The 24124-nt window shown below is 48.3% G+C and carries 19 protein-coding genes; 8 read left to right on the top strand and 11 right to left on the bottom strand.

What is annotated here, in order from left to right; all coding sequences use genetic code 11:
- The first annotated feature begins 197 nt into the window (after positions 1-197).
- Positions 198-1871 carry a long-chain-fatty-acid--CoA ligase FadD gene (fadD, locus tag LZP69_RS05275; RefSeq protein ID WP_234199141.1) on the top strand — a complete coding sequence of 558 codons (1674 nt, stop codon included), beginning with the start codon at positions 198-200 and terminating at the stop codon, positions 1869-1871.
- A 123-nt stretch (positions 1872-1994) separates the two neighbouring features.
- Positions 1995-3104 (top strand): ribonuclease D, encoded by a 1110-nt coding sequence (rnd, locus tag LZP69_RS05270; RefSeq protein ID WP_234199140.1) that lies wholly within the window; start codon positions 1995-1997, stop codon positions 3102-3104.
- A gap of 114 nt (positions 3105-3218) precedes the next feature.
- Here the strand turns inward: rnd and minE are convergent, their stop codons facing one another.
- The 3 genes from minE to minC are packed head-to-tail and all read right to left on the bottom strand — an operon-like array spanning position 3219 to position 4978.
- The gene (gene minE / locus LZP69_RS05265) at positions 3219-3476 is read right to left on the bottom strand and encodes a cell division topological specificity factor MinE (protein ID WP_234199139.1); all 258 of its coding nucleotides are present in this window, start codon (positions 3474-3476) and stop codon (positions 3219-3221) included.
- A 2-nt stretch (positions 3477-3478) separates the two neighbouring features.
- Entirely contained in the window at positions 3479-4288 is an 810-nt protein-coding gene (gene minD / locus LZP69_RS05260) for a septum site-determining protein MinD (RefSeq protein WP_234199138.1), read from the bottom strand.
- 24 nt (positions 4289-4312) lie between these two features.
- A complete protein-coding gene (gene minC / locus LZP69_RS05255) occupies positions 4313-4978 on the bottom strand; it encodes a septum site-determining protein MinC (RefSeq protein WP_234199137.1) in 666 nt (221 codons plus the stop codon).
- 123 nt (positions 4979-5101) lie between these two features.
- Between minC and LZP69_RS05250 the strand changes: the two genes are divergently transcribed.
- From LZP69_RS05250 to LZP69_RS05240, 3 genes are read left to right on the top strand one after another with little or no spacing between them, the layout of a single operon-like run.
- Positions 5102-5383, top strand: a complete 282-nt coding sequence (locus LZP69_RS05250; RefSeq protein WP_234199136.1) for a YcgL domain-containing protein — start codon at positions 5102-5104, stop codon at positions 5381-5383.
- A gap of 17 nt (positions 5384-5400) precedes the next feature.
- Positions 5401-6414, top strand: a complete 1014-nt coding sequence (locus LZP69_RS05245) for a lytic murein transglycosylase (RefSeq protein ID WP_234199135.1) — start codon at positions 5401-5403, stop codon at positions 6412-6414.
- Between the two features lie 18 nt (positions 6415-6432).
- Positions 6433-6882 (top strand): YcgN family cysteine cluster protein, encoded by a 450-nt coding sequence (locus tag LZP69_RS05240; RefSeq protein ID WP_234199134.1) that lies wholly within the window; start codon positions 6433-6435, stop codon positions 6880-6882.
- 112 nt (positions 6883-6994) lie between these two features.
- On the opposite strand, the gene dsbB is transcribed toward LZP69_RS05240, so the two are convergent.
- The gene (gene dsbB, locus LZP69_RS05235; RefSeq protein WP_234199133.1) at positions 6995-7507 is read right to left on the bottom strand and encodes a disulfide bond formation protein DsbB; all 513 of its coding nucleotides are present in this window, start codon (positions 7505-7507) and stop codon (positions 6995-6997) included.
- Between the two features lie 102 nt (positions 7508-7609).
- Positions 7610-9202, bottom strand: coding sequence for a sodium/proton antiporter NhaB (nhaB, locus tag LZP69_RS05230; RefSeq protein WP_234199132.1), 1593 nt, complete (start codon positions 9200-9202; stop codon positions 7610-7612).
- 516 nt (positions 9203-9718) lie between these two features.
- Here nhaB and fadR point away from each other — a divergent pair.
- Positions 9719-10474 carry a fatty acid metabolism transcriptional regulator FadR gene (gene fadR, locus LZP69_RS05225; protein WP_234199131.1) on the top strand — a complete coding sequence of 252 codons (756 nt, stop codon included), beginning with the start codon at positions 9719-9721 and terminating at the stop codon, positions 10472-10474.
- Between the two features lie 69 nt (positions 10475-10543).
- On the opposite strand, the gene tamB is transcribed toward fadR, so the two are convergent.
- Positions 10544-14404, bottom strand: coding sequence for an autotransporter assembly complex protein TamB (gene tamB, locus LZP69_RS05220; RefSeq protein ID WP_234199130.1), 3861 nt, complete (start codon positions 14402-14404; stop codon positions 10544-10546).
- Positions 14401-16191 (bottom strand): autotransporter assembly complex protein TamA, encoded by a 1791-nt coding sequence (locus LZP69_RS05215; protein ID WP_442800662.1) that lies wholly within the window; start codon positions 16189-16191, stop codon positions 14401-14403. Before LZP69_RS05215 ends, tamB begins: the two co-directional genes overlap by 4 nt.
- A gap of 204 nt (positions 16192-16395) precedes the next feature.
- On the opposite strand from LZP69_RS05215, the gene LZP69_RS05210 reads away from it, so the two are divergent.
- Positions 16396-17451: an isoaspartyl peptidase/L-asparaginase family protein gene (locus LZP69_RS05210; protein ID WP_234199266.1), complete on the top strand. Its 1056-nt coding sequence runs from the start codon at positions 16396-16398 to the stop codon at positions 17449-17451.
- Positions 17452-17746: 295 nt separating this feature from the next.
- Positions 17747-18685 (top strand): hypothetical protein, encoded by a 939-nt coding sequence (locus tag LZP69_RS05205; RefSeq protein ID WP_234199129.1) that lies wholly within the window; start codon positions 17747-17749, stop codon positions 18683-18685.
- 95 nt (positions 18686-18780) lie between these two features.
- On the opposite strand, the gene LZP69_RS05200 is transcribed toward LZP69_RS05205, so the two are convergent.
- The 4 genes from LZP69_RS05200 to LZP69_RS05185 form a co-directional block, all read right to left on the bottom strand.
- Complete coding sequence (locus LZP69_RS05200; protein ID WP_234199128.1) at positions 18781-19107, bottom strand: YdbL family protein; 327 nt, start codon at positions 19105-19107, stop codon at positions 18781-18783.
- A 20-nt stretch (positions 19108-19127) separates the two neighbouring features.
- Positions 19128-19298 carry a YnbE family lipoprotein gene (locus tag LZP69_RS05195; protein WP_267962005.1) on the bottom strand — a complete coding sequence of 57 codons (171 nt, stop codon included), beginning with the start codon at positions 19296-19298 and terminating at the stop codon, positions 19128-19130.
- 214 nt (positions 19299-19512) lie between these two features.
- Positions 19513-23151 carry a YdbH domain-containing protein gene (locus tag LZP69_RS05190; RefSeq protein ID WP_234199126.1) on the bottom strand — a complete coding sequence of 1213 codons (3639 nt, stop codon included), beginning with the start codon at positions 23149-23151 and terminating at the stop codon, positions 19513-19515.
- A 105-nt stretch (positions 23152-23256) separates the two neighbouring features.
- A complete protein-coding gene (locus tag LZP69_RS05185) occupies positions 23257-24105 on the bottom strand; it encodes a D-hexose-6-phosphate mutarotase (RefSeq protein WP_234199125.1) in 849 nt (282 codons plus the stop codon).
- Positions 24106-24124: the final 19 nt, after the last annotated feature.

Below are 24124 nucleotides of genomic sequence, written 5' to 3'. Positions count from 1 at the left end.
ATAGCGCAAAATTGAGCTAGGTTTTTTGCTCTAATTATGTGATGATAATCAAAATTTAAACGCCTGTATGATTTTAAAGTCGTCAGAATAACACTTGAAATAACAATAATAAGTCAGTTTTAGTCGTTAATTTTATAATCTGATGTGAATGGGGTCATTCACAACTAACTCTGCCTTGGGGATTTAGGAGAGATTAAGTGGAACAGCTATGGACAAAAAACTTACCCGATGATGTACCGGCAATCATAGATGATAAGCAGTACAGCTCAATCATAGATCTATTTGAAAGCTCAGTGGCTAAGTATGCCGATCAGCCTGCCTTTATGAACATGGGGGCGACGCTGACCTATCGTAAGTTGGAGGAGCGTAGCCGCGCTTTTGCCGCCTACCTGCAAAATGAACTTAAGCTGCAAAAGGGCGATCGCGTGGCGATCATGATGCCTAACCTGCTGCAGTATCCTATCGCACTGTTCGGTGTCTTACGTGCCGGCATGGTGGTGGTGAACGTCAATCCACTCTATACTCCGAGGGAACTGAAACACCAGCTCAACGACTCAGGTGCTAAGGCGATCGTTGTGGTGTCAAATTTTGCCAATACTTTGGAGCAGGTGGTCGAGCAAACGTCTGTCGAGAGTGTGATCATCACAGGGCTTGGGGATCTGCTAAGTGCGCCTAAGCGAACCCTAGTCAATTTTGTCGTCAAATATATCAAGAAGATGGTGCCTAAATACCATCTGCCCCATGCGCGCTCTATGCGACAGTCGCTTTCCCTAGGTCGCAGGCTGCAATATGTGAAGCCCGAACTTCAGCTAGATGATATCGCCTTCTTACAATACACAGGCGGCACCACAGGGGTATCGAAAGGGGCTATGCTGACGCACCATAATATCGTCAGTAATCTGCTGCAGGCCGATGCGGCTTATTCTCCCTTGTTGACCCAGGGCAAAGAGCTGGTGGTGACGGCATTACCTCTTTATCACATTTTTGCCTTAACGGTGAACTGCCTGCTGTTTATCCATAAAGGGGCTAACAATCTGTTGATCACCAATCCTAGGGATATTCCGGCATTTTTGTCTGAATTGAAAAAGTACCCTTTCACTGTGCTGACCGGGGTCAACACCTTGTTTAATGCCTTAGTGAGTGCGCCAGATTTTAAGGAGCTGGATTTTTCTCACCTTAAACTCTCGATTGGCGGCGGTATGGCGGTGCAGCGCGCCGTGGCCGATAAATGGCAGGGACTCACCCAAACTCGCCTGCTTGAAGGTTACGGTCTGACCGAAGCTTCTCCGCTGGTGACTTGCTGTCCTTATAACCTTGATGGCTATAACGGTTCTATCGGTTTTCCTGTCGCCAATACCGATATGCAGGTACGAGATGATGAGGGCAATGTCCTCGCGCAAGGTGAGACAGGGGAGCTGTTTGCAAAGGGACCACAAGTGATGAAGGGGTACTGGCAGCGTCCGGAAGAGACGGCCAAGGTGATAGACCAGCAGGGTTATTTGGCGACCGGTGATATTGGCTATATGGATGATAAAGGCTTCTTTTATATAGTGGATCGCAAGAAAGATATGATTTTAGTATCTGGTTTTAACGTCTTCCCCAATGAGATTGAAGAGGTAGTTGCACTGCATCCCAAGGTGGTAGAGGTCGCGGCAGTCGGGGTTCCCCACGATGTCAGTGGCGAATTGGTGAAGGTGTTTGTCGTGGCTAAAGATAAATCCTTAACCGAAGAGCAGGTGATCAATCACTGTCGTCAACATTTGACAGGATATAAAGTGCCTAAGCTGGTAGAATTCAGGGACGAGTTACCTAAAACCAATGTGGGTAAGATCTTGCGCCGCGAGCTGCGCGATGAGGCGAAATCCGCATAAGGGACAATAAGGTTAGCTTATAGCAGGTGATCTAAGCCGGCGTTTATCGCCGGTTTTTATTTGAAAGTGTTTATTTGATAAACCAGTTGTAGCCCGACGTGTCGCCGCTACGGGGAGAGAAGAGTGTTACCTTTTACCTATATTGAGGATGATGCCAGCCTAAGTGAGTTGGTCGAGCAGTATCATCAGGCCAGTGTCCTGGTATTGGATACTGAGTTTGTACGTACCCGAACTTACTATGCGCGTTTAGGCTTGATCCAGGTTTATGATGGTAAAACCTTAGCCTTGATTGACCCCTTGGAAGTGAGCGATCTCACTCCCTTCTGGGCGCTGCTACAGCGCGACGATCTTATCACTGTGCTGCATTCCTGTAGTGAGGATCTTGAGGTATTGGCAAACTATGGCCAGTGTCAGCCCAAGCAGCTGTTTGACAGTCAGATAGCCGCAGCCTTATGCGGTTTTGGACATGGTATCGGCTATGCCAAGTTGGTAGAGCAATGTTTGAACATCAGCTTAGACAAAGGGGAGTCCCGCACCGACTGGATAAAACGTCCCTTAACTGATGCCCAGTTGCATTACGCCGCCAACGATGTGGAGTACCTGTATCAAATCTACCCTCAGCTACTTGATAAGCTTAAGCAGTCTGAGCGTTTAGCTTGGGTGTTTGAAGAGGGTGAGCGCATGACCCAGGGGCGGCTCGATGCGCCGGATGGTGAGACTGCCTACCTTAGAGTGAAAAACGGCTTTCAGCTGACATCGCAGCAGCTAGCCTATCTGAAAGTGCTGGCAAAATGGCGTTTAGAGCAGGCGCTGGCAAAAGATCTTGCCCTGGGGTTTGTGGTTAAAGATCACGCCCTCATCGCACTGGCGAAGAAACGCCCGCAGAGCGTGTCTGATATATATAAGATGAGTGAGCTGACCGAGCAGGAGAAGCGACGTCATGCCAAGACCTTAGTCGCCGTGTTAAAGAGCGCCGATCTGCAAAATTTGCCCCAGCCCATAGATGTGCTGGCCTTAAAACCCGGCTATAAATCTGCTTTTAAGGCGATTAAAAACTGCCTTACCTGTATAGCAGAGGCTGCCGATGTGCCCATGGAGCTTATTGGCTCTAAACGTCATATCCATGAGTATCTGCAATGGGTCTGGGAGGGCAAAACCAGTGAGCCACCGCTGGTGCTGACAGGTTGGCGCGGTGAGCTGACGGCATCCAAACTGGAGCAGCTAAGCTTATAAAGCGATATAAAAACGCCCTCATGTGAGGGCGTTTGTTATTTTGTCTCTTAAAGCTTGGCCAGAGTGCTGTTTGACAAGAGTGCTGTTTGGTAAGGATGTGGTTTACCTGAATGATTATTTTTCAGGCAAAGTCACATTGAGCTCCAGCACTGAGAGATTGTCATCATTCTGATCTAACTGCACAGTGACCTGATCGCTGTCTATCTGCACATATTTACGGATCACATCGATGATCTCCTGTTTCATGGCCGGAAAGTAATCCGGTGCATCCCGTTCACTGCGCTGGTGGGCAACGATGATCTGCAGTCGCTCTTTGGCAGTAACGGCAGTGCTCGGTGTTTTCTTGGTTTTAAAATAATCGAGTAAAGACATAATTAGCTACCAAATATCCTTTTTAAGAATCCTTTTTTCTCTTCGGTGACAAAGCGCATCGCAACCTCTTCCCCTGTCAGGCGGGCGACACTGTCGCTGTAGGCTTTGCCGGCATCACTTTCTTGATCGATGATCACAGGTATACCTGAGTTTGACGCCTTAAGCACGGCCTGTGATTCGGGGATCACACCTAAGAGCGGAATGGCCAAGATCTCCTCCACATCGGCAACGCTGAGCATCTCACCGGTTTCGACGCGGGCAGGGGAGTAACGGGTCAGCAGCAGATACTCTTTAACCGGCTCTAATCCCTCTTCGGCGCGTTTCGAGCGGCTCTGCAGCATACCGAGTATACGGTCAGAATCGCGCACCGAGCTCACCTCTGGGTTGGTGGTAACGATAGCGACATCGGCAAAGTAGAGTGCCATCATGGCGCCGGTCTCAATGCCAGCGGGTGAGTCACAGATAATATATTCAAAATCCTGGCGTAAATCCTCAAGCACTCGGCCCACGCCCTCTTTGGTGAGCGCGTCTTTGTCCCTTGTCTGTGAGGCGGGCAGGATAAACAGGTTAGGGGTGCGTTTGTCTTTAATCAAAGCCTGATTAAGATTGGCTTCGCCATTGATCACATTGACAAAATCATAGACGACGCGACGCTCGCAGCCCATGATGAGATCCAGATTACGCAGGCCGATATCGAAATCGATCACTACGGTTTTGTGTCCTTTCAATGCCAGCCCAGTTGCAATCGCTGCGCTTGAAGTGGTTTTACCCACTCCGCCTTTTCCTGAGGTGACAACAATAATTTGTGCCATGTTCTATTTTGTCCTTTATTGTTTCTATAGCGATAGGGCGTCGAATGTGAGGCTGTCACCTTCGAGTTTGATACAACCGCTTGCTTTCGAGGCATGTGCCTGAAGATTTTCTGTTAGCCAATACTGCCCGGCAATGGAAACCAGCTCAGGATCCAATGTCTGGGCGATAATGACGGCATGTTTGTCACCACTGGCGCCCGCCATGGCTTTTCCTCTTAGACTACCGTATATGTGAATGCTGCCATCTGCAATCACTTCCGCGCCATTTCCTACCGTGCCAACAATAATCAAGTCGCTATTTTTCGCATAAACCTGCTGACCCGAGCGGATAGTCTGTTTAACTATTTTGGTGGCTTTGGGCATCACAACTTGGCTAGCACTCTGTTTGCCCGATTTCACTAAGGCGAGTCCCAGCGCCTTAGCTTGGTTGGCAATGGCTGAGGGGGCGCCTGTGATCCCAACGATCACCAGTTGGCGGGAGATAAGCAGATCTTTAAGGCCGGCAAGGTTATAGTCAGGATCTGTGATGGCACTTAGATTAACCACCAGTGGGGCGCCAAGGAAAAACTGCGGGGCTATGGCCAATTTACTGTCGAGTTCAGCGGCAACCTGATCGAGACTGACATGGTTGATATGCAGCACTGAAAGCGTAAAAGAGGAGCCTTTTAATTCGAGGCTAGGTTTCTGCATTCCTAAATTTGCTCTTTATAAATAACCAGCTGACGCTGGCTGGGCATTATAATAATCTCTTGCCTCATGGTATAGTGTGCCGTATTTGCTGGCAAGTTGATTAGACTGGAAATTTTGTAGAATATGATTTGTGCTGTATATAAGAGTCGGTTAAAAGCAGACAGTTACCTGTTTATTGAAAAACGTAATGATTTTGAACGAGTTCCTGACGCCTTGATGAAGATGTTTGGTACTCCTGAGTTGGTGATGTTACTGCCATTAGATAAGCGTCAGCAGTTGGGCATTGCGGATATTAATAAGGTACGAAGTGAATTAGCTGATAAGGGATATTATCTGCAATTACCTCCTCCTCCGGTTAATTTGCTTGAAGCCTATAAGAAAGAGATTGGTTATAGCCAGGATTAGTAATTAAGGGAAAGAGCATGCTTCTAAAAAAAATAGTGCTCGTGAGCTTAGGGCTCAGTGGGTTATTTTTTGTGACGTTTTCGCCTGCAAGTCAAAGTGAAGGGAGTTATCAGCAAGGCGAGCTGAGTTTTACTACATACTTAGATGGATTAAAGCAGCAAGGCCGAGAAGCAGGGGTGAGTGAGAAAACTCTTAATATCGCTTTTTCTCAAATGAAGTTGTTTAAGAAGGCAGTGATCAATGATGAAAACAAAGCCTTACCCGAAAAGTTTGCCGAGTATCTCCCAGAGAGCGTGCCTGAAACTTTGGTCGAGCAGTCCAGAGCCCTGTTTAAAGCCCATAAGGAGGAGTTTGAGCGTTTAGGCAAGCAATACGGGGTTCAGCCCAGATTTGTGCTTGCGCTATGGGGACTGACATCACACCTAGGAGAGGATGTCGGGGATTATCCAGCATTAAGTGTGATAGCATCCAACGGCTATGGCGCTAAGCGAAACGCATTAGACCGAATCGACTTCATTGCTGGACTTAAATGGCTGGATAGATCTAAGGCTGAATTTAACCAGTTAAGAAGTAATTGGAAGGGCGAGTTAGGTTACCCCCATTTTTCTGTTGAAGAGTTTGCCCGTTACGGCGTTGATGGCAACCAGGACGGACAGATTGATATCTGGCAGGATCTCCATGATGCGTTTGCATCGACGGCAAATTATCTGTCGCAGCAGGGGTGGGATGAGAAGAGTACCTGGGGAAGGCAAGTGCAGGTGCCAGCTAACATAGATAGCGAACTCTCAGGTCTTGAGATACATAAAACCTTCGATGAGTGGCAGGCAATTGGCGTGCGCCGATTCGATGGTTCCGATCTGCCTAATCGCAGCGATATGCAGGTCTCCTTAATCATGCCCGATGGGGTAAATGGCAGAAAATATCTGGTTTATGATAACTACCGTATCCTGAGCCAAAGGTATGCCTCTGCTTATTTTGTGTTGTCTCTGACCTATCTGTCAGAGCGAATTAAATATCCGGAGATTCAGTAAACATTATCTGTTCGTCGTATGAATAAGAATACTTTTTGGAAAGAAAAAACCTTAGCAGAGTTAACTCTGGATGAGTGGGAGCAGCTCTGCGATGGCTGTGGCAAGTGTTGCTTAAATAAGATTATCGATGATGACACCGATGAACTTTATTACACCAATGCGGCCTGTAAACTGCTGGATAATCAGGCTTGTCACTGTATCCATTATGCGAATCGATTCGACCATGTTCCCAGCTGTACCAAGGTCACACTAGAGAACATTGCCGAGCTGACCTGGTTACCCGATAGCTGCGCCTATCGTCGCCTCTACTTGGGCAGAGATCTCCCCAGCTGGCACCCATTGCTGAGTGGTTCGAAACAAGCCATGCATGACTTAGGGATCTCGGTGCGCAATAAGACGGTCAACGAGACTAAGGTTAAGTATCTTGAAGATCACATAGTGAGCTGGCCGCTGAAAGACTGCGATTGATAACGCAATTAAGCTTTACAAAAAAACGCCCTTAGAGGCGTTTTTTTATGTGTAGTTTTGATTGCTCATTACCACTTTTACTTAAGCGAACTCGGTTACTAAGATCAAGGTTTTAGGTTCTATTTTTCATCAATGAGGGGATGAAGAAGAGGGCAAAGGCAATGAGATAAAGGGTAAAGGCCAGTATCATCCACTGGGCCATGGTCACACCAAAGATCTCCCAAGGGGTATCGGTGCACATGCCTGTGGGCAGGAACAACCAAGGTAGCCATTCATGCAGTGGCATCCAGCCAGGAAAATCAGGCAGAAAAGAGCAGGTGGCAAAGGGGTTGGCGTTGGTTTGTATATCCACCAGCTCATAGGCCAGTTTGACTCCCCAGACGGCACTCACGCCCCAAACAAGTGTGGCTAATGCTCTTAGTCCCTTGAATTGATAGCCAAAGATCCCTAGCAATCCGGCGAGCATGATACCGATAACGGCAAGTCGGATATAGATACACATAACACAGGGGTCGAGCTTCATCACATGCTGAAAGAAAAGCGCTGTGATCTCTAAGGCTAGGCCACTTAAGAATAAGATGATCCATGCTTTACGTGAATGGGCAAAATGGGTAAGTGCGTTCACTATTATCTCCTATAAAAAACGCCCCTGACTGCAGAGGCGTTTTTAAGACTTTACGGAACTCGAAAAGTTCAGTCAATCAATGTTTAACGGTACTGATAAAGATCAGTGTCCGCCCATCCCTGCCGCCGAGTCCAGCGCACTATGATGGATTAACAGCTGTGAATTGTACATGTAGTGGGTCATATCTGTTAAGAAGCCGGTTTCGATAGCCAGAATGCCCACTAAGGATAATACGATAGTGTAGGGCAGCGCCATCCATACCATGCGGCCATAGGAGAGGCGGATCAGCGGAGCTATAGCCGAGGTCAGCAGGAACAGGAAGGCAGCCTGGCCGTTAGGGGTCGCAACCGAAGGCAAGTTAGTGCCGGTATTGATGGCGACGGCGAGCAGGTCAAACTGATCCCGTGAAATTTGGCCATTTAGCAGCGCCGCTTTCACTTCGTTAATGTAAACGGTTCCGACAAACACGTTATCGCTCACCATAGAGAGCAGACCGTTAGCGATGTAGAAGATCACCAGTTGAGTGTTGCCTTCATAGCTTAAGGCCCATTGGATCACAGGGGCAAACAGATGCTGGTCGATGATCACAGCAACGATGGCAAAGAAGACCGCGAGCAGTGCGGTAAAAGGCAGCGCCTCTTCAAATGCTTTACCTAAGGAGTGTTCATTAGTGATGCCGTTAAAGGCAGTGGTAAAAATGATCACTGACAGACCAATAAGGCCAACTGAGGCCAGGTGCAGTGCAAGACCGACAATCAGCCAGATCCCGACTAGCGCCTGGATCACCAGTTTAAACTTGTCATGGTTTGTGCGCCGAGCATCTTCGTAGGTAGAATATTCGGTTAAAATCTTGTGCACGGTGCCGGGAAGCTGCTGACCGTAACCAAAGACTTTGAATTTTTCGACCAGGAAACAGGTGGCAATACCAGCGAAGAACACAGGGACAGTAACAGGCCCCATGCGCAGGGCAAATTCACCAAATTGCCAGTTTGCCTGAGCGGCGATGATCAGGTTCTGGGGCTCGCCCACCATGGTACATACACCACCCAAGGCAGTACCAATACCAGCATGCATGAGCAGATTGCGCAGAAATCCGCGGAATGCCTCCAGCTCATTTTCACATAATGGGTGGCCTTCACCATGATGATCTGAAGTGTGATCATGGTCATCCGAGAAGCTTTTCCCTGATGCAACCTTATGATAAATTGAGTAAAAACCAACAGCTACCGCAATAATTACGGCGATCACAGTCAAGGCATCGAGGAAGGCAGAGAGGAACGCCGATGCGATGCAGAACATTAATGATACCACTAACTTTGAGCGGATCTTAGTGATCATCTTGGTAAACACATAAAGCAGAAGCTGTTTCATAAAGTAGATACCCGCCACCATAAAGATCAGTAGCAGTAGCACTTCAAGGTTGGCTTCTATCTCATGCAGCACCTGACTTGGAGAGGTCATCCCTATGATAACAGCCTCGATAGCCAGTAAACCGCCCGGCTGTAGAGGGTAGCATTTTAACGCCATTGCTAGAGTGAAAATGAATTCAACAACCAGTAACCAACCTGCGATAAAGGGGTTGAGGTAAAAGATAATAGGGTTGATCACTAAAAAGGATAAGATTGCGATTTTGAACCACTTAGGCGAATTGCCTAAGAAGTTGTCAATAAACGCCTGACTTATAGTCACAGGCATGGCTTCCTCTCAATTAAGTAGTTCTTTTTATAGAAAGTGAACGGACATTTTGTAAATGGGCGCGCATATTCTAACGTATTGCACTATACAAATTAATCTCTTTTGACGATAAAATTAAACTTAAATCTAGATTAATGTTTTCTGGTAACTTTAGGACGTGTTTATCTTCCAAGTTTGTTTTGCAGCAGTTGGTTGGAAATTTATACAAGGCAGCACTTTTGATGTGTGGTTATTCCAAATGAGCAAGTGCTAAGGCCGTAGGAATGACGACAAACGCTGCCCTAGGTGTTTGGTTGTAGGTGTCATAGCTCATGGCGCGGTTAAAATACTTTTATCTCGAACAAAAATTAAACAGCAAAGATAAACACGCTCTAATGCAGGCTGTCCGTTTTTGCTATTTCTGCGATCACTGTCAGTCCGCAAAAGCAGTAATCAGACAGATTAGGTTTTCATTTTTCTTGTCTCTGGTATGATCAGTTCCACAATAACACTAAATTAATTTGGAATTCTGGCCTGATGACTACCGTTTCCCAAGCTAACGCGACGCCAAAAGATAAAGACATTATTGAAGCTAAAGGTCCCGCCAGCTTTGCCGAGAAGTACATAGTTCGTTCAATATGGGAAGGCAAATTTCCACCAGGCTCTATCTTGCCTGCCGAGCGCGAGCTCTCAGAATTGATCGGTGTCACCCGTACGACATTGCGTGAAGTATTACAGCGTTTGGCTCGTGACGGCTGGCTGACGATACAACACGGCAAGCCAACCCGAGTCAATGATATATGGGAAACTTCAGGCTTGAACGTGCTTGAGACCATAGCCGAATTGAACCCCGCCGGTGAGCCTGTGCTACTGGAGCAGCTCTTGTCGGCACGCACAAATATCAGTGCCATCTATTTCAAGGGGGCTGTGCGTCATAATCCGGACAAGGTGCTTGAGGCTTTAGGCTCGCTTGCAAGTTTAGAAGACGATCCCAAGGCCTATATCGATTTCGATTATCAGTTGCATCACACTCTGGCTTATCACTCGGGGAATCCTCTTTATGTCTTAATCCTAAACGGCTTCAAAGGCTTATATAGCCGGGTAGGACAAGAGTATTTTGCTATCAAGAAAGCCCGTGAGCTAGCACTGGATTTCTATCAGGCGCTGGAAGCCCTGGCTAAAGCCCACAATCATAACGATATTCCCGTCTTGATGCGTAGCTATGGTATCAACAGTGGTAAACTCTGGCAGCGGCATAAAAATGATCTGCTCAGTAAAGCCGAGACGCTGTAAAGGACTTAAAAAAACCACTCATAGAGTGGTTTTTTATGGTTGTATTCCCTTTTCGAGTTTGGGCGCCGACTAATCGATATCGAAGTTGTAGTAGATATCTAAGGATTTTTCGACCGCACTTGAGACACTCTCAAGATAGAGCTGGGTTAACAGATAGTAACGTACCGTCATCTCATAACCCGGGCTGAAGACACCGACGCCATATTTCACCATCAGGTTTTCCCCCAGATACCCACTGATGGCGACTTTACCCTCATCATTGGTGTCAAACTGCACATTGGAGAGCCCCAGCTTTTCGATGACGCCTGTAGCACTGTTGCCTAGGTTATTGACGCTACCATCGCCTATCTGATTGCTAAGGGTCAGGGCGGCGCTCATCATAAATGCACTGTTCTGATCGCCGCTGTTATTATTAAAGCCCGTGCCTTTGACTATGTAGGAGATGATCTCCGCCTGCTCCTTGGCGGGGTTCGAGAACAGGGTCACTATGGGTTTAAGTGGTGTACCCGTTATCCTCACGCCGGCAATAACATCTTCAGACTTTATCTCTCGGACGGCTTCAATATTGAGGTTGGGCACCTCCATCGGGCCGATAAATTGCACTTCCCCTCGCTTAATCGCCAAGGTTTGTCCCATAAAGCGATAGGAGCCTTTTACCACTCTGACATCACCATAGAGGCGAGGGGGATTAAAGGGTTCTTGGCGAAGATCCAGCGTGCCGACCAGCATACCTTTTAATCCCATGCCATCGATGGCGAGCCTATCGCCGACATGGATCTTAACTCTGCTACTAATGGCGATGGGGCGCTTCTTCTCCTGCTGTTCAGACAGACTGTCCTGAAAGACAACATCGCTGGACTCTGCGATACCACCTTCGGGTAACTGGACAATTTTTATGTGGCCGGAAGGGACGTCTAGCTGACCACGTATGTCGATATTGTCGCGGCTGAATTGGATTTTAAGTTCCGGTGACAGATCCAGTAGCACCATGGGCGGCTGAGTTACAGCCAGTTTGTCGCCACTAAAGTCTATGTTTCCAAGCAGTTTTTCACCGCGCCAATCCAGATCGCCCTTGAGACTCGCCTTGCCATCACCCATGTTCCAGCCGCCATCAAACTGGGCATAACGGCCGTTAAGGTCCATATTAAATTGAATATTATCCAGGCGGGTAGGGTTGTTTGCGGCGAGTAACTGGCCATCTTTAAGCTGGATATTGCCCACTATCATAGGTTTTTTCAGTGTACCTGAAAGGGTGAGTTTACTCGATACCATCCCTTCTAGTACCTCAAGCTGGGGAGCAAAACCGGTCAAGGCGTGCAGATTAATACGGTTAAAGATGATCTCACCTGACAGGGGATTATCCGGGGTCACTCCTATCTCGATATGACTGTTAACATTGGCCAGCTTCTCTGACTCAAACAGTGTGATGAGCCTTAGCTGCTTATCATCTAAGTTCAGTGAAATTTCGACGTTTTGATAATGGGTTTGCGCTTGCTGTTTGGCCGACTGAAACTCAAGATTCCCAGGCGCCAGCTTGACGTTTATCTGGGCTCTGGGTTTTTGTTTTTCGCTCCAACTGAACTTTCCGTCCAGGCTGGTTGGGCCGTACCATTTTACTTCGCTTGGCAGGAGCGGCGCGATAATGGCACCAATATCACCGTTAAAATCTATGCTGGCATCGCCGGTTTTCGCCAGCTCAGCGGTATCGGTTAGACACAAGGCCCCGTCGCTGTGTCGCCAGCAAAATGGCGGCACACTGCCTGTCTGTTGTTTGTTGTTCCACTGGATATGCACCGGGTTATCGAGCTCGATGGCGCCGATGGCCGATGCTAATGTCAGTTGATTCACATCGAGCTCAAGCTGCTCTGTGTCGATATCAAATTGTGAGTCCAGGGCTGTGGTGAGGTTGATGTCGCCCTGACTTTGCAGCGCCAGGCTCTGCTGATTTTGATCGCCCGCAAAGGTGAGGTTAACCGTGGAGATCAGCAGATCTTTTTGCTGCAGATCCGATGCTTCCAGGAACAAGGCAAATTGATGTTCATCCTGTGGACGATAATTTCCATTTAATTGTGCCTGTGCCAGGCTGATATCGGTAAATTGAAGGCCGCTGACATTGCCATCGATTGAGATCACTGGATGGGCGTTATCCCCTGTCGCCTTAATATCCATGGCCACAGAGCCATCAGCATCTTTATGCCACAGGCTTAAGTCTGGAATAGATAACTTGCCATCTAATGCCCAGCTCTGTTCCACCTGACCCGAGAGGGCAAACTCTGAGCCTAATGCTTTAAGTATCAGCTGTTTTGCGTTGAGGTGGTACTGTTCATTTACCTGTAAGTCCCCCTCAAGCTCAAGCGGGTAGTCATCGATATGGCCGCTTAGTTTCGTTTCATTGATGGCAATTTGCCAGTGTTTATCCTCGATTCGCCCCCAGGTTTTGATATGACCTGCAATAGCCGTTCTGGGCAGGCTGGTTTCATCGTCAATATTGATCTGCTCCAACTGCAGATCCTGAGTGTCTATGCTGAGATCCCAGCTTATCGTATCACCGTATGCCAGTAGACCGCTTAATTGTGCATTGCCCATGGCGCTGGTTAGATCCAAATGCTCAATATTAAGCTGCTGCTTATGGTGACTGAGTTGAGTCTCTAGCTGCAGCGGCGGATGATAGGGCGTTAAGATCTGGCTCGTGAGGATGGCTGTTTGCTGCTCAAGATTGCCCTGGCTTGACAGATAGAGCGCCTTGGCCTCATAAATCGCCTCTTTTAAGGGCCACATAATATGGTCGCTGCCTAAGGTCACTGAATAGGGCAGGCTGGCCTGGGTGAGGTCGATATTGGCATTTAATTGAAATTGAATATGCCCATTGCCGCGGGCATCGAGGTGCAGGGCACTGAGATCGCCGCTCAGCTGTGCGCTCACGCGCTGTTTATCCAGCTGAGGCAGGGTCTTGATGTGATCTGTCTGCACCGCGAGCTTGAGGTTCATCGGATACTGATCCTCCAGGCTGATATTGCCCTGAAGCTGCATATCGGCTTCGTCATGCTGAAGGTCAAGCTTGTCGACCTGAATGTGATAACCGACATAGCTGCCCTGTAATAGAATGCTAGCAAAGTGATCCTGACGCGGCCCTATTTGTAGCTGGCTGTCGGTGAGCTGAGCCTTCTCGACAAATATCGGCATAGGGATAGGCACCTGGGGCATTTGGGCCAGTGGCCAGGCTTGCTGCTCCTGGGCTGCTGGCGCTGGCGCCGCCTTTGCCTCTGTCTCAGCACTTAGCGGTATCTGCACTATCAGACCATCGCTGTCGAGGTAATTGACCCTTAACCCGGTGGACAGCCAGCTTGCCTGGGTGGAAAGCTGCTTGGCACTAAAGTGCATTTCGTCAACACGCACATACACATTACTCAGTTGCCCCTGAGTTAAGTTGATCCCAAATGGCAGTTGCAGCTCAAAAGGCTCGTCGGTTAAGGTTTGTGAAGAGCTGGCATCTGGGTCTTCTGGTTGTGTCTCTGGGCTTAGTGGGATCAGCTGAGTGTCGATATTCACATCGGCAGAGCCTGTGTGAAGAGCATTGACACAGAGTTGCTGCTGCACAAAACACAGTGGCCGCCAGTCGAGTTGCAGCTGCTTTACTTCTACTTCTATTCCCGTCATTTGCCAATGGGCATAGCTGAGGGAGAGCTTGCTGTTGAGTGTGCCTGACTCATAGGTTAAGTCGAGATTGGGGACAAAGGCATCGGCTAAATTCACCGCGATGCGACTGCCAAACGGGGTTCCTATCAGTATCGCTGCAACCACAAGCAGGAGTAATGGCAGATAAACCAGCAGGCGCAGAGTATGCTTAATCCAAATCAATAGCCTAGCTACCGAGGATGTTTTCACCGGCTCTGGGCGAGCAGTATTGTTTGACTCTGGCGCTGAACTCATAGCTCTGAACCCATAGTTAGATGGATTCGCCAGGGGCGGTCGGTTGCATCGGTTTTATCTAGGCCAACCCCTAAGTCTAATTTTATCGGACCGATGGGCGTGATCCAGTGGATCCCCGCGCCAACGGAAACTAATGGATTTATCTGATCAAGGTCGAAGGCGTTACCTGCATCAACAAAGGTGGCCACACGCCAGGAGGGCGTGAGGTAATATTGATACTCTAGACTGCCAACCAGCAGGTAGCGTCCACCCACCACCATTCGCGCAATATCGTTATCATCATTGATATAGTCGATATAGGGACCAAGTTCATTGTAGCCATAACCACGGATACTCTGATCGCCACCGGCAAAAAAGCGCAGCGATGGCGGGATTATAGCTAGATCATCTTCGCTGACCACATTCGCCCCAAGATCGAGACGGGCGACAAACCTGTGCTTTTCAAAGAAGGTATCTATCCATTTGAATTTGGCCTGCAGGTGGGTCAGTCTGGCATCCGAGCCCGCAGTCGGATCGGCATATTCGATACTGTAATACTGAAAATAGCCAGACTTAGGGTCTAAGGTTTTATCGCCCCTATGGGTCTGAGAAATACTGCTGCCGAACAGGTAAAAAATCGGGTCGTAATCTATGTCTGACTGGGTATAGCTTTCATCCAATATGTCAACCGAATAGGTAAAGACCCAGTTATTGTCTAAGCGTCTCTGCCTGACCACCCCTAAGGTCTTGATGATGGACTCGAGTTCACCATCGTAATCATATTCACGATCGGCCACATCGTAGACCTGCTTAACCCCATATTTCTCCCTGAGCAGCCCCAGCCTGATCTTAAGCTGATCGTCTAAAGGGTGGGTGAGGGGAATTGTATATGTAGTCAGAAACTTAGGCCTGTCCGGTGACCATTCGACACTGGTTTCTTGGGAGTGACCATAGCGGTTGATCTGCGGGGTTCGCCAGGTGACTTTTACTCTGGGCTCAATCGTTTCATTGCTGGTATTACCCACGTTTGCACCCACACCAATTTCAATGGAGTGACTTGCCTTTGGGGTCAGTTCAACTTTAATGGGTACAGTTTTATCTTCGCTCTTATCGATAAGAGGTAACACTTTGATGTTACTGAAATAACCTGTATTGATTAGCTGCTGGTTCAAATCGCCAAGACTACCCGTACTGTATTTCGCTTCCTCTTCGAAGGGGATTAATTTGTCCAGGAAGCCGGGCTCAAGGGTATGTCCTGAAAAGGTGACGGATCCGAAGCGATAACGCTCACCGGACTCATAATGGAGGGTGATCCGCGCGGTATTGAGATCGCGATTGATCACTATGGTGTTGGTCTTGTAACGACCGTTAAAGTAACCGCGGGCCAGTGCCAGGGTCAGTAACTGAGACTTAACTTCATCATATTTACCGTGATTGAGTATATCGCCCGGCTTGATATCGATACTGTAAAGCCAGTTGCTGACGGCGTCATCATCACGGATCTCCCCCTCTAAGCGAATATCAATCCATTGGATTCGGATTGGCTCATTGGGGGTTATCTGCAATTTCAGCTGCCAGGCATCTTGCTCTGAGCTGACAACTTGCTGCTTAATCTGGCCATGATAATAACCCAAGGATCGCAGCGCCGCGCGCGCATGTTCGTTGGCATTGAAGATGAAGGCGTTACGTTGCTGCTCTGAAGTGGGAAACTCGCCTAAGTGAGCCATGATGTTGCGAGTCAATGCGTCATTGGCGCCTGTGATTTCAACCTCTATCCATTTATTTGCCCATACAGGAAGCGCCGCCATGCAAAGCATGGTGCCTAACAGTAAAGGAAATATCGATTTTATGAAAAGAGAACGTAGCAAAAATCACTCTATCTATTTGAAGATATTATTGTCTGCTATTGTCGCAGATTATTAATGGCAAGCAAGATTATGATTGTAATTAATAATGAATCTGGCTAAAACTAGGGGCAAAAAACAGTACAAGGAATTCCAGTTAGTATGAAAATGAAGCAGCTTTTATTGTGTGGTATGAGTGCGCTTTTGGGCCTATCTCTTAGCGCAGGGCTTAGTGCCAATGTCAATGCCGAGGAGTCTCGCTTTTCTATTGCCATTCACGGCGGCGCCGGCACTATCTCCAAGGCGAATTTGACTAGCGCCCAAGAGCAAGCCTACAGAGATAAATTGAAACAGGCGGTCGATGCGGGTTACCGGGTTTTGGAACAAGGCGGCGATAGTTTATCTGCTGTGACTGCGGCCATTAATATTCTCGAAGATAGTCCCCTGTTTAATGCCGGCTTAGGCGCTGTCTATACCTATGAGGGCGCCCATGAACTGGATGCCTCCATCATGGATGGTAAGACGATGAATGCAGGTGCTATCGCCGGGGTTAAACATATCAAGAACCCCATCAATCTGGCTCAGAGTGTGATGGAGTATTCGCCTCATGTGATGCTATCGGGTAGCGGCGCCGAGGAGTTTGCCTTAAGCCAAGGTTTCACTCTGGTACCTAGTGCCTATTTTGATACGGATACACGTTATCAGCAGTTGCAGGATGCAAAGCAGAAATTAAAGGCGGCTGAGCAAGGGGCGCAAGGAAAAATCGATCATCAGGCTGCAGTTAACTATCTCGATCTGGATTACAAGTTTGGGACAGTCGGTGCAGTCGCCTTGGATAAGCAGGGAAACCTGGCCGCAGGTACTTCTACGGGCGGCATGACGGCTAAACGCTTTGGCCGTATCGGTGATTCTCCTGTGATTGGTGCCGGTACTTACGCCGAAAATGGCGTCTGCGCCGTCTCAGCAACTGGGCATGGCGAGTATTTTATCCGCTATCATGTTGCAGGTGATATTTGTGCAAGAGTCAAGTATCAGCACAAAACTGTGGTACAGGCCGCCGATGAGGTGATCAATCAGCGTTTGGTGGGCGCAGGTGGAACCGGTGGGGTTATCGCCATCGATCAGCGCGGCAATATCGCGACGCCTTTCAATACCGAGGGGATGTACCGCGCTACGCGTAAGGAAGGCGAACCGGCGCAGGTATTGATTTGGCAAGACCACTAACGGCTTAAGCAAAGCGGATAGAAACAAGCGGATTGAAAAAGGGGCTGTAATTAGCCCCTTTTTTCATATAAACAAGCGATTACATAAACTTCTTGCCCACATTGCATCTGATCTGCTCGCTCTCATAGTTCATTAAGGTAAAAAAAGCGAATCCATTAGCTTTAAACGTTCTATAAAACTAATGTCTTAGTTTCAGTGAGTTGGCTCTAGCCCTTGTGGTTAGGGCGTTTGACGTACATTTGAGGCATTTGTACTGGACTACAATTACATTCTTACACTAGGTGAGAGTTCAGTTATGGATAGCTATCAAAGATTGTTAGTCGTAGTTGATGAGCACGACTTCAGCCTAAAAGGGATCGCACGGGCACTCTATATGGCAAGTCGAACGACAAATGCATCCATTATTGTGATGTTGCTTGAGCATGGCAGTTTCGTGAGTCGTCTTGTAGACACTTTTGAACATGGAAATGAGGCAGACACGGGAGAGGGCCTTAACGGTCATTCCACCCAGATGAGTCTGGATAAAAAACGTCACTGCATTACCCAATTTATTCAGACCAACAGGCAAAACGGTTTATCTATCTCACAGGCGTCTATTTCCTGTCATTCCTGCGATGATGTCTTAAGCTTTTGCGAAGATTTTAAGGTCGATACCATCTTTATCGCGGCTTCCCGCCATAAACTCTGGAACTGGTTAACCATCAAAGCCTTAGATACCCGGCTTGTCAGAGAGTCGCCGCGCCCTGTAGTGGTGGTGAAAGATCATCTGTGGGAGCCAGGTGGACGGATCCTCTCACTGGTGGACCCTTGCAATAATGGTGAGGATGAACAGGCATTAAACAAAAAGGTGCTGCAAACCGCGGAACATTTTACCCGTTTACTTAAAGGTTACTGTCACCTGCTGGACTGCTATTATGGTGAGACTCCCAGCATCTCTTTTCATCAGTCGGTGTCACCAGAGGGTGATGAGCAATACCATTTTGAGCGATTGTCCCGTTATAGCAGCGAATATCATCTGTTGCCCGATAGAAGCCTTAAAGCGCGGGAGTATTGTCATCTGGTAAAGGAGTTACCAGAGGATGCCATCGAGTCACTCTCTAAAAAGGTGGACAGTGAACTGGTGATCATAGGCGATAAGGGCACATCCAGTTTTTTCTCGAATCTGTGTGGTCACGCGGCGGATCAGGTGATAGACAGGATTAACTGTGATCTTCTGGTGGTGAAACCCCAATAACAGGAGAAACCCCAGTAGCAGGGACAACACCCCAGTAAAAGAGACAAAAAAGGGCTGAATATGCGTTCCGGCATGAGTCAGCCCACTGCTTTAGTTTATTTCTTTACCCATTTTCCCTGCGGGGTCTGCACAAACTGCCCCTTGCTGGCAGCGGCGATGGCTTTTTCGGCGGCCAGCTTGGCTACATCATCGACACTGATCCCATTTTTCTTGGCTATCTGCTCATAATAGGCGCGGCGCTTGGCGTTGACCGATTTGGCTAAGGCAATGGTGTCGTCATTTGTGACCACCACGCCCAGATAACCGTTACTTAATTCACCCACTAACCCTTGGTTCTTAGCATCTTGAAGATCTAAGGCAAAGACATTGAGGCTTAATAATAAACCGCTGATAAGTAAGAGTAGTTTATGTTTTATCTTCATCTTCTGGTACCTAAAATGGGTTAAAACAGCTCATCGTTTTGAAGCAGCTCATCGAGCTCCTTATCGACTTTAATTTTTATCTCGTGCTCAATCTTCACGTTGAGATTGATCACTATGGGTTTATCGGGCGGCTCTATCTTTACCGTCGGGGTACAGCCGCCGATACTGAGCAGACAGATAAGTCCAAGCAGTAAACTGGGAGTTTTGGTTAGTCTTTTCACTCGTCATTCCTTTTCGATATGTAGAAACTTGGCGCCTATTTAAAGCTTACTCTGATAGGACTTAAATTACATGCCTCAAATTACATGCCTTAGATTACATGTTTTAGATGACGATAAGCTGAACAAAGTACATCAGCTGTTACTATTTAACTATAACTATCAGCCGTTACTATCGCCATCAAGATTATTGCTCCATCGCTTGTTCAATTTTGTTTTGCAATGAGTCACCTATTTGTAAGCTTTTGAGTAGCTGCAACATATTCTCCTCCTGAGTGTAGTTGAAATGGATTGGCCGCTCGATATCTTTGGCGCGTCCCTTCACCATGACACGCAATTTGGCGTCGCCATTTGGCGCCATATCAAACTCGCTGGCCAGTTCACTGTAGTGTAACTCTTCCAAAATAGAGAAAGCATAATCCAGGTAGGGCTGAGTCTGGCGCATCTGCATTACAGCTGGATTGTCATCGACTTTGATTAAGCCGCCGGGGGCGCGTGCGGCCAGATGCCCCTGGTTGACTGAGATCTGGCCATGTTCGAGTTCGACCGGCAAAACGCCATCGAAGATCCCATCGGCATAGACGCCTGTCAGGGGTTGTACGGCAAGTAGCTGGGTCAGATCCAGCCCTTGTAAAATCAGATAGGCTTCAGATGGTCGGGTGAGGTGCAGATTGAATTTGGGCAGTAGTAACTTGCCGCCTAAGGTGCTGGCATTGGCGGTAAGTGTGAGCGAGGCGGTTTGTTTTTGTGTGTTGCCATTGAGTTCATTGCCGTCATTGTCTTCATTGCTGTCACTGCTCGCCTGCTCGATGGCAAATTCGAGGCGACTCATGGCTTCTATATCCGTTAACAGCACGCCAGGATTAAAGGCCGCAATTTTAAGCTGAAGTCGATCGCAGATAAACTCGGCTTGCTGGTACTGGCCTTGATTTTGATTATCAAGCCTCGCAGCTAAGTGGCACGCGCCCGTGAGCCAAACCTGCTGGAAGGGCAGTTGCTTTAGCTCCCCTTGTGTAAATTCAAGTTCTGGTACCAGCGAGGCGCCGAGTGTTATGCCGCTATCTGTCCAGTTTGCGTTATGGGTGGTGGATAGCTGGATATCACCGACACCGTTAAGTGGCAGCTTCAAATCCAGCATCTGCTCAAACTCTCTGAGTAACTGGTTAATATCACTTGTTAACTTAAGCTTGCCCTGCAACTTAAGTCGCTGCTTCTCGCTTTTCGCCTTAGCCTTCTGCAGGGTTAATTTGTGCTCGCTGGTGAAGTTAATATCCTGCAGCTGCCAGCTTTCGTTCGTGGATAAGCGGTGATCCTTGGCTTTGTTATCCGCCTGCCAATTGAGGGACTGCCTCAGGGAAAACTCGCTAATTTCTAGTAACTTGCGGCTTCTTTGTTTACCAAGCCACTGATATTGCTCACGGCTTTGAAGATGGTGCAGACGATATTGCAGCGTAGTTTTTAAGGGGCTCTGCAGTGTATACAGGCTTGCTTCGGTGTGCTTTGACTTTTGTTCTGGTTCTGATTTTGGCTTTTGTTCAGGCTTTGGCCTGAATGCCTGGCTGGTAAGAGTAAAGGAAGCGATCTGGGTAATGCGTTTACTGGCTTTAGGCTGATTTTGCTGGCTCTTTTCTTTTTGTGCTGTTTGCGTTGTTTGAGCTGATTGGGTCACTTGAGCCGTTTCAGCGTTAGCTGCTGCGTCGATGGGGTCGATTAACTCGAACTGCGTAAGGTCTAACTGAATGCCTGGCACCCTAAATTTAACGTCCTGCTCGATAGCTAAATTCAAGTTCGCTTTGCTCTGCATTTTGAGTTGCAGCGCACTGAGTTCGCGCGCACCATCTTTTAGCTGAGGTTGTTCTGTGGTCACGCTAAAGGGCTCAAGCTCCAGCAGGAGTTGCAGCGCTGCTTCTTGTTTTGCATCATTTTTTGCTTCTTGTGTCGTTAAGCTCTCTTCTTGCCCGCGCTCTTTTTTCCAGCGAAGGCTGCCGCCGCTCAGTTGTAGCTGGGTTTGCTGACTGCTGATTTTTATCGGTGGCTGAGGCTGGGGTGCTGTGAGCGCTAGTCGATTGCCTCTTACTGTCAGGCGACTCTGACCAAAATTAAGCTGCTTCATATCTTTGAGGGTGAGCGGCGCCTGGAGCATCAGTGCTATCTCCTCTGCGCTCAGCGCCAGTGTCTGCTGCTGATAGCTAGGGGATAGGAGAGTGACCCGACTTTGTGCATCCATGCTGAAGTTGGAAGCCATCTGCAGCGGCTCGCTTTTAATCTCAGCCTCACCCGACAGGGACAAATCGATGCCATTCAGACTGGCGCGGCTCTTAATTTTGTTCTTGATTTTGTCCTTGAAATCGCCATCGCAGCGGCTGGCGGCGGGTGTCGGCTGTGTGTTTGATGACAGTTGTGTATTTGATAGCTGTGGCATACAAAGAGGGATTAACACTGAGCCATTAAGGCGCCAGCGTGTGGTGAGCGTCTTGGGGGTCAATGTTAGCTCCTTCACCTCGGCGGTTAATCTGTGCTCGGCGAGGCTTATCTGCGCTTTTGCTTGGGGCAGCTTGAGTGCCTGCTCTTTTAAGTGGTAGTCGAGCGGATGATTAAGCGTGAGGCTAACCTTTACTTCCTCTTGAGGCGCCGGGCGAAAATCTGTCTTTAGCGGCCAATGCTGCGGCTCAAGGGGAGTGAATAACCCATCAAGCTGCGCTGTTGAGAGCTTAGTCTCAAGAGCGAAAGGCGAGAGCTGCAGGGCGAGATCGCTAAGCGGGCCGGAGAGGGTAAACTCAAGGTTCGAATTTTGCGCTTCATTGACAACAGATGTTCGATTCGGGGCTAAGTTGTCAACTGCCTTCGACCTAAGCTCAATCCCAACAGGCTGAGATAAGCTGGCTTGATTTCTCTTACCTAGGCTTATACTGCCTAAATTTAGGTCAAGTTGCTGAACCTTATGTGTTGAGCTGAGTCGGTGATCCTGAAGGTGAAACGCCCAAGTTGAGTCCAGATGACCGGCAAAATGCAGCTGAGACTCTGTGACCAGCTGCCTGATGCGATTGAGTGTATCGGCGCCTGTATTGTCCTGATTAAGTTCGCTGAGATGAGCTGCGAGTGCATACAGGGGCCGCAGTTCAAGCCGGGTTTTTCCCTGCCAAATCTCTTCTCCTAAGCTGGCCTGAATATCAATCAGCTTTTGCTCATTGACACTAAGGTGGCCAAGCAGATGGCCGCGTTGGTCTAGGTTTAAATAGTTTAAGACCAGGCTGGTTTGCTTATCTTCCAGGTTGGTAAGATGGATCTGCGCCCGGCCTACGGCAATAAGCGGCAGGGACGCTAATGTACTGACCAGCTCATTCTTTATTTTAAATTCAGTTAGCTTAGTTTCAGTTAGCTTAGTTTCAGTTGGCTTAGCTTCAGTCGGTTTCTTATCTTGGGCCTTCGGGGCTGACAAGGCGCCAAGCTGCAATAGCTTAGGGGAAAGCCTGATATCTATGTTATCGACGGCAACAGACTTTATGCTCGCCAAAGATAAGGTTTTTTCCAAGGAGAAGGACCACCAGGACAGGTCCTCTTTTAAGCTGACTTGTAACTGCTCGATTGTGATTATGGTGCCGTCCACATCCAGTGTGATGGCGCCCACCTGTCCGCGAAGCAGCGCTTGAGGCGTGATAGAGAGCGACGTAATTTGGGTGTGGTGATCCTTAAGAAACTGATTTGCGCCCGCTGTGGTGATATTGGAAAACTGTGACCAGGTAATAGCCACAAACAGGGCGGCGCCTGCCAAACTCAGCAGTAAAATGATCCCTATCATTCGACTCGTTTTAGACAGGCGCGCCACATCGATTCCTTTAATCTTATCCTTATCTAACGGCTTTATGCACTCAACTGGCGTGATAAGCCTTTATTGCTTGACCCAACCTTTATTGAACGGCCCCAACCTTTATTAAACGACCCAACTTATGATGGTGCTCAAGCTGTGGCTGCTGCCGGGCGCCAAAATGACCTTGTCTTCGAGCACATTCGCCGCTTCATGGCAGACCATAGTGAGGTAATCTTCGTCATTGAAGCGCGACAGGCGTTGGGATTTTTCAATCCAGGGATTCCATAACACGGCCGACTGGCTGTTTTCACGTCTGACTTTGATGATCCCCTCAGGGGTATGCAGCTGCTGCTCGTCACCTAGCTGATTGTAGACGCGGTCTGTTTCTTTATCGAAGATGACCTCATCGGTTTCCTGTGTGTAGGGGCCTTCACCAAACTCAATATAATGACTGCCGGAGAAACCTGTGGCTCTGAGCCTATGTATATCTTGGATAGGGAAATAGGTGTGTAGCGCCTGGGTCAGGCTGACATAATCATCACTAAGGTTGTGATTGATTAAGCTGACTTTTAACTCATGGCTTAAGCGAAAAACCGCTTCAACGCGCGTGTTATGGGGCCAGTAGGCTTTATCCTCTGCCGACAGGGGAAGGCTGAGGGTGAGCTCGACCACTTCATTTTGAGTGTCTATTTTATCTAATTGCCAAATTCGGGTGCGAGCAAATCCATGTTGTGGCCAGTTGCTGTTTTCATGCATGCCAAACCAGGGCCAGCAGATAGGAATGCCGCCGCGAATGCCACTGCCGGGCTGATATTCATCGGCGCCGGACACCCATAACAAAGGCGCCTTGCCCTTGGGAATGAAGCTGTCGATCTGCGCCCCTTGCATAAAGATCCTGGCCTGACAAAACTCTGTGTCTATGTCGAGATAAGTAAGACCGTTTTGATGAACTTTCTGGGTAATACAAGCCATTAGATTCTACCTCATTCCT

Origin of the sequence: Shewanella sp. AS1 (assembly GCF_021412565.1) — a bacterium.
Classification (GTDB): domain Bacteria; phylum Pseudomonadota; class Gammaproteobacteria; order Enterobacterales; family Shewanellaceae; genus Shewanella.
Note: the sequence above shows the minus strand (reverse complement) of the source record. Positions and strands in the feature narration are given on the sequence as shown.

Bases quoted from the DNA above. Each gene is read 5' to 3' on its own strand.
- minE (WP_234199139.1), bottom strand. From the start codon at position 3,476: ATGTCTTTACTCGATTATTTTAAAACCAAGAAAACACCGAGCACTGCC.
- minD (WP_234199138.1), bottom strand. From the start codon at position 4,288: ATGGCACAAATTATTGTTGTCACCTCAGGAAAAGGCGGAGTGGGTAAA.
- minC (WP_234199137.1), bottom strand. From the start codon at position 4,978: ATGCAGAAACCTAGCCTCGAATTAAAAGGCTCCTCTTTTACGCTTTCA.
- LZP69_RS05250 (WP_234199136.1), top strand. From the start codon at position 5,102: ATGATTTGTGCTGTATATAAGAGTCGGTTAAAAGCAGACAGTTACCTG.
- LZP69_RS05245 (WP_234199135.1), top strand. From the start codon at position 5,401: ATGCTTCTAAAAAAAATAGTGCTCGTGAGCTTAGGGCTCAGTGGGTTA.
- LZP69_RS05240 (WP_234199134.1), top strand. From the start codon at position 6,433: ATGAATAAGAATACTTTTTGGAAAGAAAAAACCTTAGCAGAGTTAACT.
- nhaB (WP_234199132.1), bottom strand. From the start codon at position 9,202: ATGCCTGTGACTATAAGTCAGGCGTTTATTGACAACTTCTTAGGCAAT.
- fadR (WP_234199131.1), top strand. From the start codon at position 9,719: ATGACTACCGTTTCCCAAGCTAACGCGACGCCAAAAGATAAAGACATT.
- tamB (WP_234199130.1), bottom strand. From the start codon at position 14,404: ATGAGTTCAGCGCCAGAGTCAAACAATACTGCTCGCCCAGAGCCGGTG.
- LZP69_RS05215 (WP_442800662.1), bottom strand. From the start codon at position 16,191: ATGGCGGCGCTTCCTGTATGGGCAAATAAATGGATAGAGGTTGAAATC.
- LZP69_RS05210 (WP_234199266.1), top strand. From the start codon at position 16,396: ATGAAGCAGCTTTTATTGTGTGGTATGAGTGCGCTTTTGGGCCTATCT.
- LZP69_RS05205 (WP_234199129.1), top strand. From the start codon at position 17,747: ATGGATAGCTATCAAAGATTGTTAGTCGTAGTTGATGAGCACGACTTC.
- LZP69_RS05200 (WP_234199128.1), bottom strand. From the start codon at position 19,107: ATGAAGATAAAACATAAACTACTCTTACTTATCAGCGGTTTATTATTA.
- LZP69_RS05185 (WP_234199125.1), bottom strand. From the start codon at position 24,105: ATGGCTTGTATTACCCAGAAAGTTCATCAAAACGGTCTTACTTATCTC.